Source organism: Stenotrophomonas sp. SXG-1, from assembly GCF_014083965.1.
GTDB classification, from domain to species: domain Bacteria; phylum Pseudomonadota; class Gammaproteobacteria; order Xanthomonadales; family Xanthomonadaceae; genus Stenotrophomonas; species Stenotrophomonas geniculata.
Genome location: NZ_CP046588.1, coordinates 162,092 through 175,241, shown reverse-complemented (window position 1 = coordinate 175,241; position 13,150 = coordinate 162,092). Strand labels below are relative to the sequence as shown.

The 13,150-nt window shown below is 65.8% G+C and carries 17 protein-coding genes and 1 pseudogene; 10 read left to right on the top strand and 8 right to left on the bottom strand.

Annotation, left to right across the window (positions count from 1 at the left end; translation table 11 throughout):
* Positions 1 to 6: 6 nt before the first annotated feature.
* On the top strand, positions 7 to 576 hold the full coding sequence (gene pnuC / locus GOC52_RS00760; protein WP_019338380.1) for a nicotinamide riboside transporter PnuC: 570 nt from the start codon (positions 7 to 9) through the stop codon (positions 574 to 576).
* A gap of 106 nt (positions 577 to 682) precedes the next feature.
* Here the strand turns inward: pnuC and GOC52_RS00755 are convergent, their stop codons facing one another.
* The 5 genes from GOC52_RS00755 to GOC52_RS00735 form a co-directional block, all read right to left on the bottom strand.
* Positions 683 to 1,099: a hypothetical protein gene (locus tag GOC52_RS00755; protein WP_191850430.1), complete on the bottom strand. Its 417-nt coding sequence runs from the start codon at positions 1,097 to 1,099 to the stop codon at positions 683 to 685.
* An 84-nt stretch (positions 1,100 to 1,183) separates the two neighbouring features.
* Positions 1,184 to 2,158 (bottom strand): Dyp-type peroxidase, encoded by a 975-nt coding sequence (locus tag GOC52_RS00750; RefSeq protein WP_010487139.1) that lies wholly within the window; start codon positions 2,156 to 2,158, stop codon positions 1,184 to 1,186.
* Between the two features lie 123 nt (positions 2,159 to 2,281).
* Positions 2,282 to 2,650: a VOC family protein gene (locus GOC52_RS00745; RefSeq protein ID WP_010487140.1), complete on the bottom strand. Its 369-nt coding sequence runs from the start codon at positions 2,648 to 2,650 to the stop codon at positions 2,282 to 2,284.
* A 68-nt stretch (positions 2,651 to 2,718) separates the two neighbouring features.
* Positions 2,719 to 3,486 carry a helix-turn-helix transcriptional regulator gene (locus GOC52_RS00740; RefSeq protein ID WP_143993692.1) on the bottom strand — a complete coding sequence of 256 codons (768 nt, stop codon included), beginning with the start codon at positions 3,484 to 3,486 and terminating at the stop codon, positions 2,719 to 2,721.
* A gap of 123 nt (positions 3,487 to 3,609) precedes the next feature.
* Positions 3,610 to 4,185, bottom strand: coding sequence for an OmpO family porin (locus GOC52_RS00735; RefSeq protein ID WP_004134798.1), 576 nt, complete (start codon positions 4,183 to 4,185; stop codon positions 3,610 to 3,612).
* Between the two features lie 206 nt (positions 4,186 to 4,391).
* Between GOC52_RS00735 and GOC52_RS00730 the strand changes: the two genes are divergently transcribed.
* From GOC52_RS00730 to GOC52_RS00720, 3 genes are all read left to right on the top strand, one after another.
* Complete coding sequence (locus GOC52_RS00730; protein WP_049410047.1) at positions 4,392 to 5,342, top strand: DUF2268 domain-containing putative Zn-dependent protease; 951 nt, start codon at positions 4,392 to 4,394, stop codon at positions 5,340 to 5,342.
* A 212-nt stretch (positions 5,343 to 5,554) separates the two neighbouring features.
* Positions 5,555 to 5,827, top strand: coding sequence for a hypothetical protein (locus GOC52_RS00725; protein WP_010487149.1), 273 nt, complete (start codon positions 5,555 to 5,557; stop codon positions 5,825 to 5,827).
* A gap of 157 nt (positions 5,828 to 5,984) precedes the next feature.
* Positions 5,985 to 6,671: a L,D-transpeptidase family protein gene (locus GOC52_RS00720; protein ID WP_019338376.1), complete on the top strand. Its 687-nt coding sequence runs from the start codon at positions 5,985 to 5,987 to the stop codon at positions 6,669 to 6,671.
* A 23-nt stretch (positions 6,672 to 6,694) separates the two neighbouring features.
* On the opposite strand, the gene arsH is transcribed toward GOC52_RS00720, so the two are convergent.
* On the bottom strand, positions 6,695 to 7,423 hold the full coding sequence (arsH, locus tag GOC52_RS00715) for an arsenical resistance protein ArsH (RefSeq protein ID WP_191850428.1): 729 nt from the start codon (positions 7,421 to 7,423) through the stop codon (positions 6,695 to 6,697).
* A gap of 17 nt (positions 7,424 to 7,440) precedes the next feature.
* Between arsH and GOC52_RS00710 the strand changes: the two genes are divergently transcribed.
* The 5 genes and pseudogenes from GOC52_RS00710 to GOC52_RS00695 all read left to right on the top strand — a co-directional run bounded on the left by GOC52_RS00710 (position 7,441) and on the right by GOC52_RS00695 (position 10,641).
* Positions 7,441 to 7,770, top strand: coding sequence for an ArsR/SmtB family transcription factor (locus GOC52_RS00710; RefSeq protein ID WP_010487154.1), 330 nt, complete (start codon positions 7,441 to 7,443; stop codon positions 7,768 to 7,770).
* Between the two features lies 1 nt (position 7,771).
* A pseudogene (locus tag GOC52_RS20680) lies at positions 7,772 to 8,143 on the top strand (GNAT family N-acetyltransferase); the annotation flags it as partial.
* Between the two features lie 84 nt (positions 8,144 to 8,227).
* The gene (locus tag GOC52_RS20675) at positions 8,228 to 8,731 is read left to right on the top strand and encodes an arsenate reductase ArsC (RefSeq protein WP_238794452.1); all 504 of its coding nucleotides are present in this window, start codon (positions 8,228 to 8,230) and stop codon (positions 8,729 to 8,731) included.
* Between the two features lie 13 nt (positions 8,732 to 8,744).
* Positions 8,745 to 9,776, top strand: coding sequence for an ACR3 family arsenite efflux transporter (arsB, locus tag GOC52_RS00700; RefSeq protein ID WP_010487158.1), 1,032 nt, complete (start codon positions 8,745 to 8,747; stop codon positions 9,774 to 9,776).
* Between the two features lie 490 nt (positions 9,777 to 10,266).
* On the top strand, positions 10,267 to 10,641 hold the full coding sequence (locus GOC52_RS00695) for a hypothetical protein (RefSeq protein WP_043400733.1): 375 nt from the start codon (positions 10,267 to 10,269) through the stop codon (positions 10,639 to 10,641).
* A 60-nt stretch (positions 10,642 to 10,701) separates the two neighbouring features.
* On the opposite strand, the gene GOC52_RS00690 is transcribed toward GOC52_RS00695, so the two are convergent.
* Positions 10,702 to 11,376 (bottom strand): Ivy family c-type lysozyme inhibitor, encoded by a 675-nt coding sequence (locus GOC52_RS00690; RefSeq protein ID WP_043400736.1) that lies wholly within the window; start codon positions 11,374 to 11,376, stop codon positions 10,702 to 10,704.
* A 135-nt stretch (positions 11,377 to 11,511) separates the two neighbouring features.
* Here GOC52_RS00690 and GOC52_RS00685 point away from each other — a divergent pair, with 135 nt between their 5' ends.
* The gene (locus tag GOC52_RS00685; RefSeq protein WP_043400739.1) at positions 11,512 to 11,964 is read left to right on the top strand and encodes a YybH family protein; all 453 of its coding nucleotides are present in this window, start codon (positions 11,512 to 11,514) and stop codon (positions 11,962 to 11,964) included.
* A 141-nt stretch (positions 11,965 to 12,105) separates the two neighbouring features.
* Here the strand turns inward: GOC52_RS00685 and GOC52_RS00680 are convergent, their stop codons facing one another.
* Positions 12,106 to 13,131, bottom strand: a complete 1,026-nt coding sequence (locus GOC52_RS00680) for an NAD(P)H-dependent glycerol-3-phosphate dehydrogenase (protein WP_191850424.1) — start codon at positions 13,129 to 13,131, stop codon at positions 12,106 to 12,108.
* Between the last annotated feature and the right edge of the window lie 19 nt (positions 13,132 to 13,150).

The window sequence follows — 13,150 nt, the reverse complement described above, 5'->3', positions numbered from 1 at the left end:
GGCGTGATGCTCGAGTGGACCGCCGCACTGTGCAGCATCCTTGGCGTCTGGCTGATGGCCCGGCGCCGGCTGGTGGCGTGGCCGGTGGGCCTGCTGTCGGTGACGCTGTACGGGCTGGTATTCGCCGAGGCCAAGCTGTACTCGGACACCCTGCTGCAGGTCGCCTTCGGTGGCTTCCTGGTCTACGGCTGGCTCAACTGGCGGCAGCATGCCGCCGATGAGGGCAGCATCCGCATCGTGCCGCTGGCGCGCGGCAAGCTGCTGCGCGACCTGGCCATCGGCCTGTGTGGTGGCGTGGCGCTGGGTGCGGCCATGCATACCTTCACCGATGCCGCACTGCCCTGGCTGGACGCGATGCTGACCGCGCTGAGCCTGGTCGGCCAGTGGTGGCAGGCACGCCGCCACGTGGCCTGCTGGTGGGTGTGGATCGCGGTGGACGTGGTCTATGTGGGTGCGTACCTGTTCAAGTCGCTGCACGTGACCGCCGCGCTGTACGTGTTCTTCCTCGGCCTGGCCGTGTTCGGCCTGCGCGCATGGAGCGCGGCCGCGCGTGAACCGCAGGTGGCAACGCAGTAGAGCCACGCCATGCGTGGCTGGGGGCCACCGGTAGTCGCCAACCTTGGTTGGCGTGCCTGCCGACCAAGGTCGGCATCTACCAGGCATATCCACGCATGGTGTGGATCTACTGGGTAAGCACCAGGCCCAGCCGCAGCGGCTGGCGCATGTCGGCCGGTGGCGCCGCCTGCAACGGCGCTGCCTGCAGGGTCGCGCGCAGGTCTGCGTCAACCTGGGCATCGCCCAGGCTATCGAATTCCAGCTTCGAGATGCGGCCATCCGCCGCGATCCACACGCTCACCGGCAGCGGCGTCGGTGCGTCCGGATGTGCCTGCAGCCATTCCAGCACGCGCTGCGCCTGCGGCTCCTGCTCCTGCTGCAGGCGCTGCTGCAGCTGCCCCCCCACGGCGGCGGCATAGGCCATCCAGTGTGCAGGAGCTTCCTGCGCGGACACCGCAGCGCTCCCCAGTGCCAGCGCACCGAACAACGCGGCCAGCGGCCGCCACCAGCGGCGCATGCCGGTTCTGTTCCCTGTCATGGCCATCACCTGCTCCTGCACTCGCATCCAACAGCAGATGGTCGGGGCGGTAGATGACAGGCAGATGGCGGTCGCCGCTGCCCGGCGCGATCAATCGCCCAGATCGGCCAGCACTTTGCGCGAGGGCGCGAAGAAGGTCACGCCGGTGGTGGCGGTGGAGAAATCGAGGATGCGGTCGTGCAGCGGCGCGGGATTGCCGATGAACATGCGCTCGAGCATCTTCTCGATCACCCACAGGCGGCGGGTGTAACCAATGAAATAGGTGCCGTACTCGCCACGGCCCGGGTTGGCGAACGGCATGTTGTCGCGCAGGATCTCGTGCTCGCCGTCGGCGTCTTCAATGGTGCACAGGGTCTTGTGCGACTTCTGTGCATCGGCCGGCGCATCATCCAGCTCGATGTTGTCGTGCTTGGTGCGGCCGATGATCGCTTCCTGCGCCTCGGTCTTCTGTGCGCGCCAGGCATCAAGGTTGTGCAGGTACTTCTGCACCACCACATAGCTGCCACCGGCATGTTCGGGATCTTCTTCGCCCACGATGGTGGCTTCCGGCAGCGACAGCCCTTCCGGATTGGCGGTGCCATCGACGAAATCGAGCAGATCGCGGCCATCGAAATAACGGAAGCCGGCCACGTCATCGACCGTCTCCACCGCATCGCCGAAGGCCATCAGCAGGTTGCGCTCGAACGCCACGATCAGGTCCATGGTGCGTGCGCGGATGTGATACAGCAGGTCGCCGGGCGTGGACACGGCGGTGTGGGTCGCGCCCTTGATCTCGCGGAACGGCTGCAGCTCACGCGGCGGCGTGGTGCCCACCAGCGGCTTCCACACGCGGTGACCAATGGCCACGTTGCAGGTGAAGGTGCGCTCGATCTCGCGGATGGCGGTGTTCTTGATCAGGTCATCGGTGCTGGCCAGGACCTCGCGTGCCTTCGCGATCGACGCCTCGTCGTCCTTCACCTTCAGCACCAGGAACGCCGCCGAATGGGTCAGTGGCGCAGTGATCTGCTGCGGCTCGTTGTCGAGCGTGTGGTTGAGGGCGGTGATCGGTGCGGGCTGGGAGTTCACGGCGGTTCCTGCTGGCTTGAGGCGGGCGCATCGCGTGTGGCGATGTGCGGGCGATCATAGCGGAACCGACTGACCGGGGACGGAGCGGTTCTCGTTCCGTCCACCAGCGGAGGTACGAAGACCTCAATCCACGTCACTCCAGACCGCCAACTCGTAGCCATCCAGATCGCGGAACTGGAAGCGGCGGCCACCGGGGAACGCGAACACCGCCTGCACCACCTCGCCCCCAGCGGCAGTCACACGCTGCTGTGCATCGGCCAGGTCCGCGCAGTAGAGGATCACCAGCGGCCCGCCGTGGGCACGCACCGGCGCGTCGGCCACGAAGCCGCCTTTCAGGCGGCCATCGTCGAACTCGGTGTAGGCCGGCCCGTAGTCGGTGAAGTGCCAACCGAACACCTCGCCGTAGAAGCGTTTGCTGCGGGCGATGTCGGCGACGTTGAATTCGATGTTGTCGATGCGGCGTTCGGCATCGTGGGGTGCGACGTGGCTCATGGCGTGGCTCCGTGGTGGGAGCCCCAGCTTCAATCAACGTGGCATCGCGGTCTTGAACGAAACGGCCATCATTGGCCCCACTCCAGACGCAGTTCGCGTGCGGTCATGCCACCCAGCTCACGCGCCTCGCGACTGAGATGGGCCTGGTCGGCATAGCCGGCCTCGGCGGCCAGCATCGCCAGCGAGTGCTGTGGCAGCGCGCGGCTGTGGCGAAGAAAACGTTGCAGGCGCAGGATCCGCTCCAGCGTCTTCGCCCCATAGCCGAACTGCGACTGGCTGAAGCGCCGCAGGCTGCGCGGACTCAGGCTCAGGCGTGCCGCCAGCGTATCCAGCGTGGCGTCACCAATGGCGAGCGCCTGGAACAGGGCATGTGCACGCTGCGCCGGGGTATCGAGCGCGGACGCACCCATATGCTGTTGCAGGCAGTGCGCCATCCGCTGCAGGCGCTGTGCAGGCGCGGTGTCACCAATGGAGGCCGCCGCCTTGCTCGCCCACGCGCCCTTCAGATCGGCCAGTGGCACGGCCTGGCCGATGATCTCGGCCAGGGGCAGGCCCAGCGCGGCCAATGCCTGGCCGGGACGGAAGCGTGCCCCCAGCACCTGCGCACCGGGTGCCAGCGCCGGGTGCGCGGCCACGCGGTCCGGGCCGACCACGAACAACGCACCGTCGCGCCAGAGGATATCCACGCAACCATCGGGCAGTACGGTGATGTGCCCATCGGCATCGTCAGGAAGCTGGCTCTGCCACAGCTGACCAAAGTGGCCGCGCAGCGGCGCAGGCGCCGGATGCTCCTGGTAGGCCGTGCCAGTACCTGCGAGGGGGGAAGAGTCGCCCATGCCGCATTGTCGCGCTACAGGGCCCATAAAAGTGAAGCCCGGCGCGAGGCCGGGCTTCGGTTGGCGTGTGGGAGAGAGAGAGAGTCACACGCCAGCACAACACGCACTAACGACAGGCGTTTGTTACCAGGTGAAGCGCGGGCCCACGAACCACTCGCGGTCGCCAGCCTTGGCCAGCTTCACTTCGCCGCTCAGGCCCCAGTTCTGGTTGAACTTGGCGGTGGCGCCGACACGGCCGTAGAACTCGCCGTCCGGGTTGTAACCGTGCTTCTTGCTGAAATCTTCGTAGCCGGCCATCACGTAGCCTTCCACGTACGGGTTGAACGCGGTGCGCACGCCCACTTCAGTGGAGTAGCCGTTGAAGTCCAGGCCGCGCTTCTCGTCGTACTTCTGGTACGCAACACGGGCCACCAGATCGGTGTTCGGTGCGATGCCGTAGTTGTAGCCGACACCCAGGCGCCACTGGTCGACGTCATTCTTGAACTTGTCGGTTTCCTGGGCGCTGTAGTCGCCAAAGACGTGGAAGTTCGGGTGCACCGCAACGGAACCCTTCACCTTCCAGCCATCGGCGTCGCCGCCCTTGGCATCGGTGTTCACGTAGCCGCCTTCAACGTAGTTGTACGACAGGCCATCGGTTGCCGATGCAGCGAACGGCAGGGCAGCCAGAAGACCCAGGGCAAGCAGCGAATTCTTGTTCATCGGGACACACCTTTAATTATTTTGGTTTCGTCGACCGCCTCCCGGGAGGGGGAGAGAAAGGAGGCGGTCGACAGGTGTGAATTATCCGTTAGGGGGTCTAATCAACCCTGAATATTGAACTGACTGGTGTATAAATAAGGCTGGCGTTCAGGGAACTCTGCATGGCACCGCTGCCGGCTTCTTATACGCACCACGCTCGATGCTTGATGTGGGCACTGATCCTGATCGCCTCGCCGGTCGCGCTGCTGCAGGCACAGGCGGCTGAGCGCATCGTTTCTGCCGGGCACATCGTCGTGCAGACAGACGATGTCACGCGCTTCTTCAAGGTGATGGACGCCAACCAAGGGCGCCCAAGCGCCGATGAACTGCAACACGGCTATCTGGATGCGGGTACGGATGCCCTGCGCAGCTTCACCGACAGCCGTATCGGCTCGATGGAGCGGCTGGCCAGTGCCATCCAGGACAAGCCGGCATTGTTTGCGAAAGCGGGAACCTGCGCGACAGCATTGCCATCGATCCGCACGCGCGTCGCCGCTGCCGTCGATCAGCTGGGCGCCTTGTTGCCGTCTGCGCGCTTTCCCCCGGTCACCGTACTGGTGGGCCGCGGCAACAGTGGTGGCGTTACCACCGAAGCAGGCGTGGTCATCGGCCTGGAAGCGCTGTGCAACGCCGACTGGATGCAGGCCGATGTGAGTGACCGCTTCGTGCATCTGATCGCCCATGAGTATGTGCACGTGCAACAGCCTGGTGCACGCGTGGAGGTCGAGCAGCCCACCCTGCTCTATCAGACGCTGCTGGAAGGCGGCGCCGAGTACGTGGCCGAACGGATCTCCGGGCAACCGGCCAACGCGCATCTGCAGCGTTGGACGCAGGGTCGTGAGTGTGCGCTGGAGCGCGCGTTCCTGCAGGACAGCATGGGCACCGATCTTTCGAGGTGGCTGTACAACGGCCCCGGCGACGATGCGCGCCGTGGAGATCTCGGCTACTGGATCGGCTACCGCATTGCCCATGCCTACGTTGCGCGCGCGCCCGACACGCGCAACGCCATCGCCGAACTGCTGAATGTCCAGCCTGGAAACGCTGCAGCGCTGCTGGAAGCAAGTGGATGGCAACCTGCGTGCGCAGCAGGCGAAAGCGCGCAGGCGCAGATACCGTGATGCCGGCTTCATGCTGGTGAATGGGTAATATTGAACAGGCACAAGGCGCTTGGCCGGCGCAGATCAGCTCGCCTGATCCCGCTTGTTAAGGTTTGTTGATTTACAGGCCTTCACAGCCCATCCACGTACTCAAATTCCAGCTGAAAGCGCTTGGTAGCGACGGGAACAAACGCCGCTATATTCCAGCTTCCCCAGACGAAGGAGGGAGTGCAATGAACCTGAACCCGCAACACATGAAGACGGCCCGCGCACTTGCTGTAGCGCTCATCGCCACCGTCAGCCTTGGCGCCTGCGCCTCTTACAAGAACGAGTTTGCAACCATCAACTCGCGTCTCGATCAGCTCGACGTCAAGGTGCAGGGTGCTGCGCAGAGTGCGGAGTCCGCCAACCAGTCCGCACAGCAGGCCAACCAGCGTCTGGACCAGATCGAAGGCCGCGTGCAGCAGCTTGAAAGGGCACCGGCCGGCCGCAAGCCGCGCGGGTAATCGCTCCCTCACTGCTTGAATTGATCCATCTCTGTATCGGGAACCAGTGGCCTTCGCCGGCCACTGGCGTCCTTCCACCCAAGACTGCATTGCAAGGAGCCGTCCCATTCGTACCTACTCCTCCCCTGCACGCCGCGCCCTCCATGCCGCACTGGCCATGGCACTGGTCGTTGCGTGCAGCGGCGTAGCCAACGCCAGGGACAAGGACGCACCTGCACCACCGGTAGCCGCCATTGATGAACTTCCGGCTGACCAGAGCGTGTCCGAAACGGTGATCGAGCTGGCCGGCTGGGTCGTCGCCAGCAAGGACAACCAGGGCTATCCGTTTGCAGTCATGGACAAGGCGGCGGCGCAGGTTCTGATCTTCAGCGGTGACGGCAAGCTGCGTGGCGCGGCACCGGCGCTGTTCGGTTCGGCTATCGGCGATCATTCCGCACCCGGCGTCGCCAAGCTGGCACTGAGCGCGATTCCCGGCCACGACCGCACCACGCCGGCCGGCCGCTTCATCGGTGGCTACGGCCCCTCCGACGATGCCGGGCGCGTGCTGTGGGTGGATTACGATTCCGCGGTTTCAATGCACCCGCTGCCGCCGGGCAGCCCGAAGGAAAAGCGTGCCGAACGACTGGCATCGCCCACGCCGGACGACAACCGCGTCACCCACGGTTGCATCAATGTCTCGCCCGCGTTCTACGGGCAGATCGTGCAGCCCATGTTCGAGAAGGGCGGCGTGTTCTACATCCTGCCGGACAAGGATTCGATCGCGAAGACCTTCCCGGAGTTCGCGCAGAGCCGCGGGGATGCGAAGGACGAAGACGAGAAGGGCGCGCGGCGCGCAAGCAAGTAATACGCTCGTCGGCAGATTGGAATTCAGGAAGCCGTAGCCCCTGCAGCCCGCGCCAATGCTGCGGCATGCGCGTCGCCCTTCCGCTCGCTGTAGCGGTCCACCAGGTAGTCCGACCGCCCTCGCGTCAGCAGCGTGAACTTCACAAGCTCCTCCATCACATCCACCACGCGGTCGTAGTACGGCGAGGGCTTCATGCGCCCATCGTCATCAAATTCCTGCCAGGCCTTGGCCACCGATGACTGGTTGGGGATGGTCAGCATGCGCATCCACCGGCCGAGCACGCGTAGCGTATTGACGGTGTTGAACGACTGCGAGCCGCCGCTCACCTGCATCACCGCCAGCGTCCTGCCCTGCGTGGGCCGCACGCTGCCATCTTCCAGCGGCAACCAGTCGATCTGGTTCTTGAACACGCCGGTGACCGTGCCATGCCGCTCGGGGCTGACCCAGACCTGGCCTTCCGACCACTGCGACCACGCACGCAACCGCTGCACTTCGGGGTGGCTCGTGTCCACGCTGTCGAGCATGGGCAGCGCATGCGGATCGAACATGCGGGTTTCGCACCCCAGGTGGCGCAGCAATCGCTCGGCTTCCAGTGCCAGCTTGCGGCTGAACGACTGCGGCCGAAGCGAGCCGTAGAGCAGGAGGATGCGTGGCGGCCCCAGATCTGCCGCGGCGAGCTGGTGATGATTGGGCTGGGGCAATGACGATTCCACCAGATTGGGCAGGTCAGGGCTTGTGATTGGCTTATTCATTCGATTATTCTAGAAATATGGAAACGTTAAATGCAATCACCGCCCTCACCGCGCTCGGTCATGCCACCCGCCTGGCTGCCTTCCGCCTGCTGGTGGAGGCTGGCCCGGCAGGGCGCATGGCGGGCGACATCGCCACGGCCCTGCAGGTGCCCCCAGCCACGCTCAGCTTCCACCTGAAGGAGCTGGTGCAGGCCGGGCTGGTGGAGAGTGAAAGCCAGGGCCGCCATGTCTGCTATCGGGCCAACTTCGATGCCATGAACGGCTTGATCGAGTACCTGACGCACAACTGCTGCGCGGGCTCGCCGGACGAGCGGTGCGCGGTGAGCGAACCGGCATGCAGGTGCTGAGATGAAGCCAGACCCCGTGATTCGTGCCGGCACACGCGACGACCTGTCCTCGATCCGGGACCTTCTGCAGCAGGCGCAGTTGCCCGTGGCCGATCTGGAAAGCAGCAAGGTCGTGTTTTTCGTCGCAGACCTCGACGGCGTCCCCGTGGGCGCCGTTGGATTGCAGGTTTTCGGCGCCTCGGCGCTGCTCCGCTCCCTGGTGGTGTCTGATGACCGACGCAATACCGGCCTTGGGCGCGCATTGCTGGCAGCGGCCGAAGAGGTGGCCTGCCGTATGCAGGTCAGGGAACTGGTGCTGCTGACAACATCGGCAGGCACGTGGTTCGCGCGGCACGGCTATGCCGGATGTGATCGCGCGCAGATAGCGGAGGCGATCCGCAGCTCTGCCGAGTTCACTCGTCTCTGCCCGGCCAGCGCGCTTTGCATGTCCAAACCGCTCACTGACCATGGAAGCCACATGACCCGCAATGTCCTCTTCCTCTGCACCGGCAACAGCGCCCGCAGCGTGCTTGCTGAAGCCACCCTGCGCGCCTGGGGCGGCGATCGCTTCAGCGCATTCAGTGCGGGCAGCCAGCCCACTGGCCAGATCAACCCCTTCGCGCTGGCCCAGTTGCAGGCCGAAGGAATGCCCATTGAAGGGCTGCGCAGCAAGTCGTGGGATGAGTTCGTGGATGCAGCCCCGATGGACCTGGTGATCACCGTATGCGATTCAGCCGCAGCGGAGGCCTGCCCGGTGGTGTTCGGTGACTTCATCCGCAGCCACTGGGGCCTGCCCGATCCGGCGGCCGTCGCGGGTAGCGATGCCGACAAGGCCGCAGCATTCGCGCAGGCCCATGCCATCGTGAAGCTGCGACTGCGTGCATTGCTCGCGCTGCCCGAATCGTTGTGGTTCGACCGCACGACGCTGCAGCACGCGCTGGACCGGATCGGCCGGCTGCTGCCGACCGACGGCGCACAGTGACGGTGCCACTGCCATGAGCCTGTTCGAGCGACACCTGACGCTGTGGGTTGTGCTGTGCATCGCGGCTGGCACCCTGCTGGGCCACTTCCTGCCCGGCGCTTTTGCCGCGCTGGCATCCGCAGAGGTCGCCAAGGTCAACCTGCCGGTTGCGGTGCTGATCTGGCTGATGATCATCCCGATGCTGCTGAAGGTCGACTTCACTGCGATGCGCCAGTTGCAGCAGCACTGGAAGGGCATCGGCGTGACGCTGTTCATCAACTGGGCGGTGAAGCCGTTCTCAATGGCGCTGCTGGGCTGGCTGTTCCTGCGCCATGCCTTCGCCGACTGGTTGCCCGCAGCACAGATCGACAGCTACATCGCCGGGCTGATCCTGCTGGCGGCCGCGCCCTGCACCGCCATGGTGTTCGTGTGGAGCAACCTGTGCCGTGGCGATGCCAACTTCACCCTGAGCCAGGTGGCGTTGAACGACGCGATCATGGTGGTTGCCTACGCGCCGGTGGTTGCACTGCTGCTGGGCCTGTCGGCGATCACCGTGCCGTGGGATACCCTGCTGCTGTCGGTGGGCCTCTACATCGCGGTGCCGGTGCTGGTGGCGGCGTTGCTGCGGCGCTGGATACTGATGCGTCGTGGCGAGGCGGCATTGCAGCGGGTGCTTCGCAAGCTTGGGCCCGTCTCGCTGTGCGCGCTGCTGCTCACACTGGTCCTGCTGTTCGGCTTCCAGGGCCGACAGATCGTGGAGCAGCCGCTGGTGATCGCACTGATTGCGGTGCCGATCCTGATCCAGGTCTATTTCACTTCCGGCCTGGCTTACCTGCTCAATCGTCGCCTGGGCGTGGCGCATTGCGTGGCCGGCCCTTCGGCGTTGATTGGCGCCAGCAATTTCTTCGAGCTGGCGGTTGCCACCGCGGTGGGACTGTTCGGTGTGCATTCGGGGGCTGCGCTGGCGACGGTGGTGGGTGTACTGATCGAGGTGCCGGTCATGTTGTCTGTGGTGCGGATCGTGAACCGTACTCAAGCCTGGTACGAGAGACGCGAAGAGCACTGACACACCGGAGTGCGCCGAAGTCGATTTACGTTCTTCGCCCCGCACTGTCGTCATCGGCCTGGTGGAGTGCCCGTACGCCACGTCATCAACTTCGACCCATGTCGCATATTCCCCATGCCGCTACGGACGTTGCGGCGCCTGCGTCTGCGACGGCTTAACAGCATGCAAAAATGCCAAAAGCGTCTTTGATCCAGCGTTGAATGCAACTCTTCTGATTGGCGTTGCGCAGCGACGGCGGTACAGATGGTGGGCCGCCGGAAAATGGGTGGCCGGGCCTCGAAAACCCGTTAGATCACGAACGTTGTTTGCGCTTGCCAGCCGGCGTCACCCCGCGTGGCGCCGGCTGGCATTCCGTCTGCCGGCTATGGCGGGCGGAGCGTGGAGGCCTTGCGCCTGCCGGTCTTGTTCGTGATCTCCCGGTTTTCGAGCCACGTCTCCGCCCGCCACCTCTATGTGGCGGTTACCGTCTGTCCTGCACGGAGCCCTTGCCATGAGCACACCCGAATCCTCCCGCCTGCGCGCGCAGTACGTGCCCGCCAACGCGGACGCGCCCTCGGAAGCACTGCACCCGCACGATCCGCACGGTTTCATCGCCACGCTCGACCGCATCGGCAAGGGCGCGGCCGCCGACGGCCAGCCCTGGCCCGAACGTCATCAGATGCCAGGGCGCCGCATGGCGCTGGCCGACGCGGACTGTGCGTTGGCCGGGCTGCGCGTGGCGCTGGAAATGCTGCTGGCTGCCGAGCGCGTACGCCAGAACGGGTCCGAGGAGGAATACGTGGGCGACCGCGTGATGGAGGGCCTGATGATGGCCAGTCTGTCGCTGGCCGCACAGGCCAGCGCACGCATGCGGCCGGAAGGGTGATACGGGGAACAACGCTCACTGCAGCGCCGGGCACGGCCCGGCGCTGCAGAGCGCGCCACATCACTTGCAGAGCACGCTGTCTTCCTTCAACGCGGCATCCTGCAGTGGCTGGCGCTGTTCGATCTGCGCACGCTGTTCCGCCGTCGGCTCGCCCAGCCACCACACACGGCAGCGCGCGGTAAGACGGCCGACCAGCTTCGACTGATCGGGCGAGTACAACATCGCCAACGCGGTGCCGGGGCAATCGTGGGCCTGGCAGGCGGTGTAGAACCACCACGGCTCGCCCTGCAGCACCAGCAGCTCGCCAGGGCCACTGGGTCCGCTCAACAGGCGCTTGCGCAGCGACGGAATGTCCTTGTCGCTGGATTCGGCGTCCTGCGTGCCCTTCATCAACGCATCGAACGCGGCCAGCACCTTCGGGTCCTTGCGGCCGCAGTCATCCACGGTGTTGCCGCCCACCAGAGTAAAGAAGTGGGTCGCCAGCGGATTGTCCGCGCAGGTGAGCTCGCCGCCGGCGGCCGGGTCTTCCGGTTCGCCTTCGTTGTCCCATACCGCGGGATCCACGCCGTCTTCGACGGAGGATTCCTTCTCGACCACGGTGGCCGTGGCGGCCGGTGCTTCGGTGGTCGGCGCTGGCGCCGCAGGAGGTGCAGTCCCGCCAGTCTTCTCCGGTGCCTGTCCGCAGGCTGCAAGCAGCGCGGCCATCATCGCCATCCCTGTGATTCGCATCTTCATTCCGTGTCCTTGTCTGATCTGCGCTGCATCCGCCGAATCGGCGGCCGCGTGATTCTAACCAGCACCGCGCTAGGATGCGTCCGTAGCTTCCCGTCATCGTCTGGAGCCGGACGCATGCGCCGTACACCCCTCGCCATGATCTTCTGCAGTGCCCTGCTGCTGGCAACGCCGGCAATTTCCCACGATGCAGAAGGCACGACGTCTGCGCGCCTGCCCGATACCCCCCTGCCCGCACCGCTGGATCGCGTATTGCGCAACTACGAGCAGGCGTGGCGCACCGGTGATGCCAAGGCACTGGCTGCACTGTTCGCCGAAGATGGCTTTGTGCTGCAGAGCAACCAGCCGCCGGTGCGCGGCCGCAGCGCGATTGCAGACGCCTATGCCGGCCAGGGCGGCAGCCCATTGCGGCTGCGTGCGTTGGCGTACGCGGTGGAGGGGAACACGGGCTACGTCATCGGTGCGTACAGCTACGGCAACAACGTGGGCGATACCGGCAAGTTCACGCTGACGCTGAAGCGTGAGGGGGATGGGCCGTGGGTGATCTTCTCGGACATGGACAACAGCAACGCGCGGCCGCGCGCGCGGTGATGAATGCCGCCGGGCATGGCCCGGCGCTACCGGGCACCAACCAAGGTTGGCAGCTACCAGAAGCGGGTTCCGTCCTAGATCCACGCTATGCGTGGATGGGGCGCGCACAGAAAACCCCGGCGCGTGGCCGGGGTTTTCGATTCACTTGAACAGCGTGTCCGGGTATTCCGGTTTCTGTTCCCGCGCCAGCAGTGCGCGCAGGCCTTCTTCCGGCGTCTGCTCGCCGTGCAGCACGGCGCGCACGCGGTCGGAAATCGGCAGGTCGATGCCATGGCGGCGTGCCTGTCGCATCACTTCGTCGGCGGTCTGCACCGACTCGACCACCTGGCCGATTTCGCGCACGGCATCCTGCAGCGTCTGGCCACGGCCCAGGGCCAGGCCCAGGCGGCGGTTGCGCGACAGGTCGCCGGTGCAGGTCAGCACCAGATCGCCCAGGCCAGCCAGGCCCATCAGCGTTTCCGGCTTGGCGCCGATGGCAGCGGCCAGGCGCAGCATCTCGTTGAGGCCACGCGTGATCAGGCCGGCACGGGCGTTCAGGCCCAGCTGCATGCCATCGGCCACGCCGGTGGCAACGGCCAGCACGTTCTTCATCGCACCGCCCAGCTCGGCACCGACCATGTCGTCGCCGGTGTAGGCGCGGAACGCTGGGCCATGCATCGCTTCGGCCACCGTCTGCGCGAACTCGGGCACGTCGCCGTGCACGGTGATCGCGGTCGGCAGGCCCTGGGTCACTTCCTTGGCGAACGACGGGCCGGTGACCACGGCCAGCGGCACGTCCTCACCCAGCACTTCGCGCGCTACTTCATGCAGGAAGCGGCCCGAACCGGGCTCGAAGCCCTTGGTGGCCCAGGCCACGCCGGCACCGGCCGGGCGCAGCGGCGCCAGCGCACGCACGGTTTCACCGAAGGCGTGCGACGGGGTCACCACCAGGATCCAGGCCGCGCCCTCCACCGCCGACGCCAGGTCGGTGGTGGCACGCAGGCTCTCCGGCAACGGGATGCCCGGCAGGTAACGCGGGTTCTCGTGGCGCTGGTCGATGGCTTCGACCACGGCAGCGTCGCGCCCCCACAGCACGGTCGGGTGACCGTGCCGTGCGAGCAGGCTGGCCAGCGCGGTTCCCCAGGAACCGGCGCCAAGCACGGCGATCTTGTCAGCGGGAGTGCTCATCCGTGACGTCGCGGCAGGA

Bases quoted from the DNA above. Each gene is read 5' to 3' on its own strand.
- GOC52_RS00720 (WP_019338376.1), top strand. From the start codon at position 5,985: ATGGCACTGGTCGTTGCGTGCAGCGGCGTAGCCAACGCCAGGGACAAG.
- GOC52_RS00745 (WP_010487140.1), bottom strand. From the start codon at position 2,650: ATGAGCCACGTCGCACCCCACGATGCCGAACGCCGCATCGACAACATC.
- arsB (WP_010487158.1), top strand. From the start codon at position 8,745: ATGAGCCTGTTCGAGCGACACCTGACGCTGTGGGTTGTGCTGTGCATC.
- GOC52_RS00680 (WP_191850424.1), bottom strand. From the start codon at position 13,131: ATGAGCACTCCCGCTGACAAGATCGCCGTGCTTGGCGCCGGTTCCTGG.
- GOC52_RS00690 (WP_043400736.1), bottom strand. From the start codon at position 11,376: ATGAAGATGCGAATCACAGGGATGGCGATGATGGCCGCGCTGCTTGCA.
- GOC52_RS00730 (WP_049410047.1), top strand. From the start codon at position 4,392: ATGTGGGCACTGATCCTGATCGCCTCGCCGGTCGCGCTGCTGCAGGCA.
- GOC52_RS00725 (WP_010487149.1), top strand. From the start codon at position 5,555: ATGAACCTGAACCCGCAACACATGAAGACGGCCCGCGCACTTGCTGTA.
- GOC52_RS00695 (WP_043400733.1), top strand. From the start codon at position 10,267: ATGAGCACACCCGAATCCTCCCGCCTGCGCGCGCAGTACGTGCCCGCC.
- GOC52_RS00735 (WP_004134798.1), bottom strand. From the start codon at position 4,185: ATGAACAAGAATTCGCTGCTTGCCCTGGGTCTTCTGGCTGCCCTGCCG.
- pnuC (WP_019338380.1), top strand. From the start codon at position 7: ATGCTCGAGTGGACCGCCGCACTGTGCAGCATCCTTGGCGTCTGGCTG.
- GOC52_RS00710 (WP_010487154.1), top strand. From the start codon at position 7,441: ATGGAAACGTTAAATGCAATCACCGCCCTCACCGCGCTCGGTCATGCC.
- GOC52_RS00685 (WP_043400739.1), top strand. From the start codon at position 11,512: ATGATCTTCTGCAGTGCCCTGCTGCTGGCAACGCCGGCAATTTCCCAC.
- arsH (WP_191850428.1), bottom strand. From the start codon at position 7,423: ATGAATAAGCCAATCACAAGCCCTGACCTGCCCAATCTGGTGGAATCG.
- GOC52_RS00740 (WP_143993692.1), bottom strand. From the start codon at position 3,486: ATGGGCGACTCTTCCCCCCTCGCAGGTACTGGCACGGCCTACCAGGAG.
- GOC52_RS00755 (WP_191850430.1), bottom strand. From the start codon at position 1,099: ATGGCCATGACAGGGAACAGAACCGGCATGCGCCGCTGGTGGCGGCCG.
- GOC52_RS20675 (WP_238794452.1), top strand. From the start codon at position 8,228: ATGACCCGCAATGTCCTCTTCCTCTGCACCGGCAACAGCGCCCGCAGC.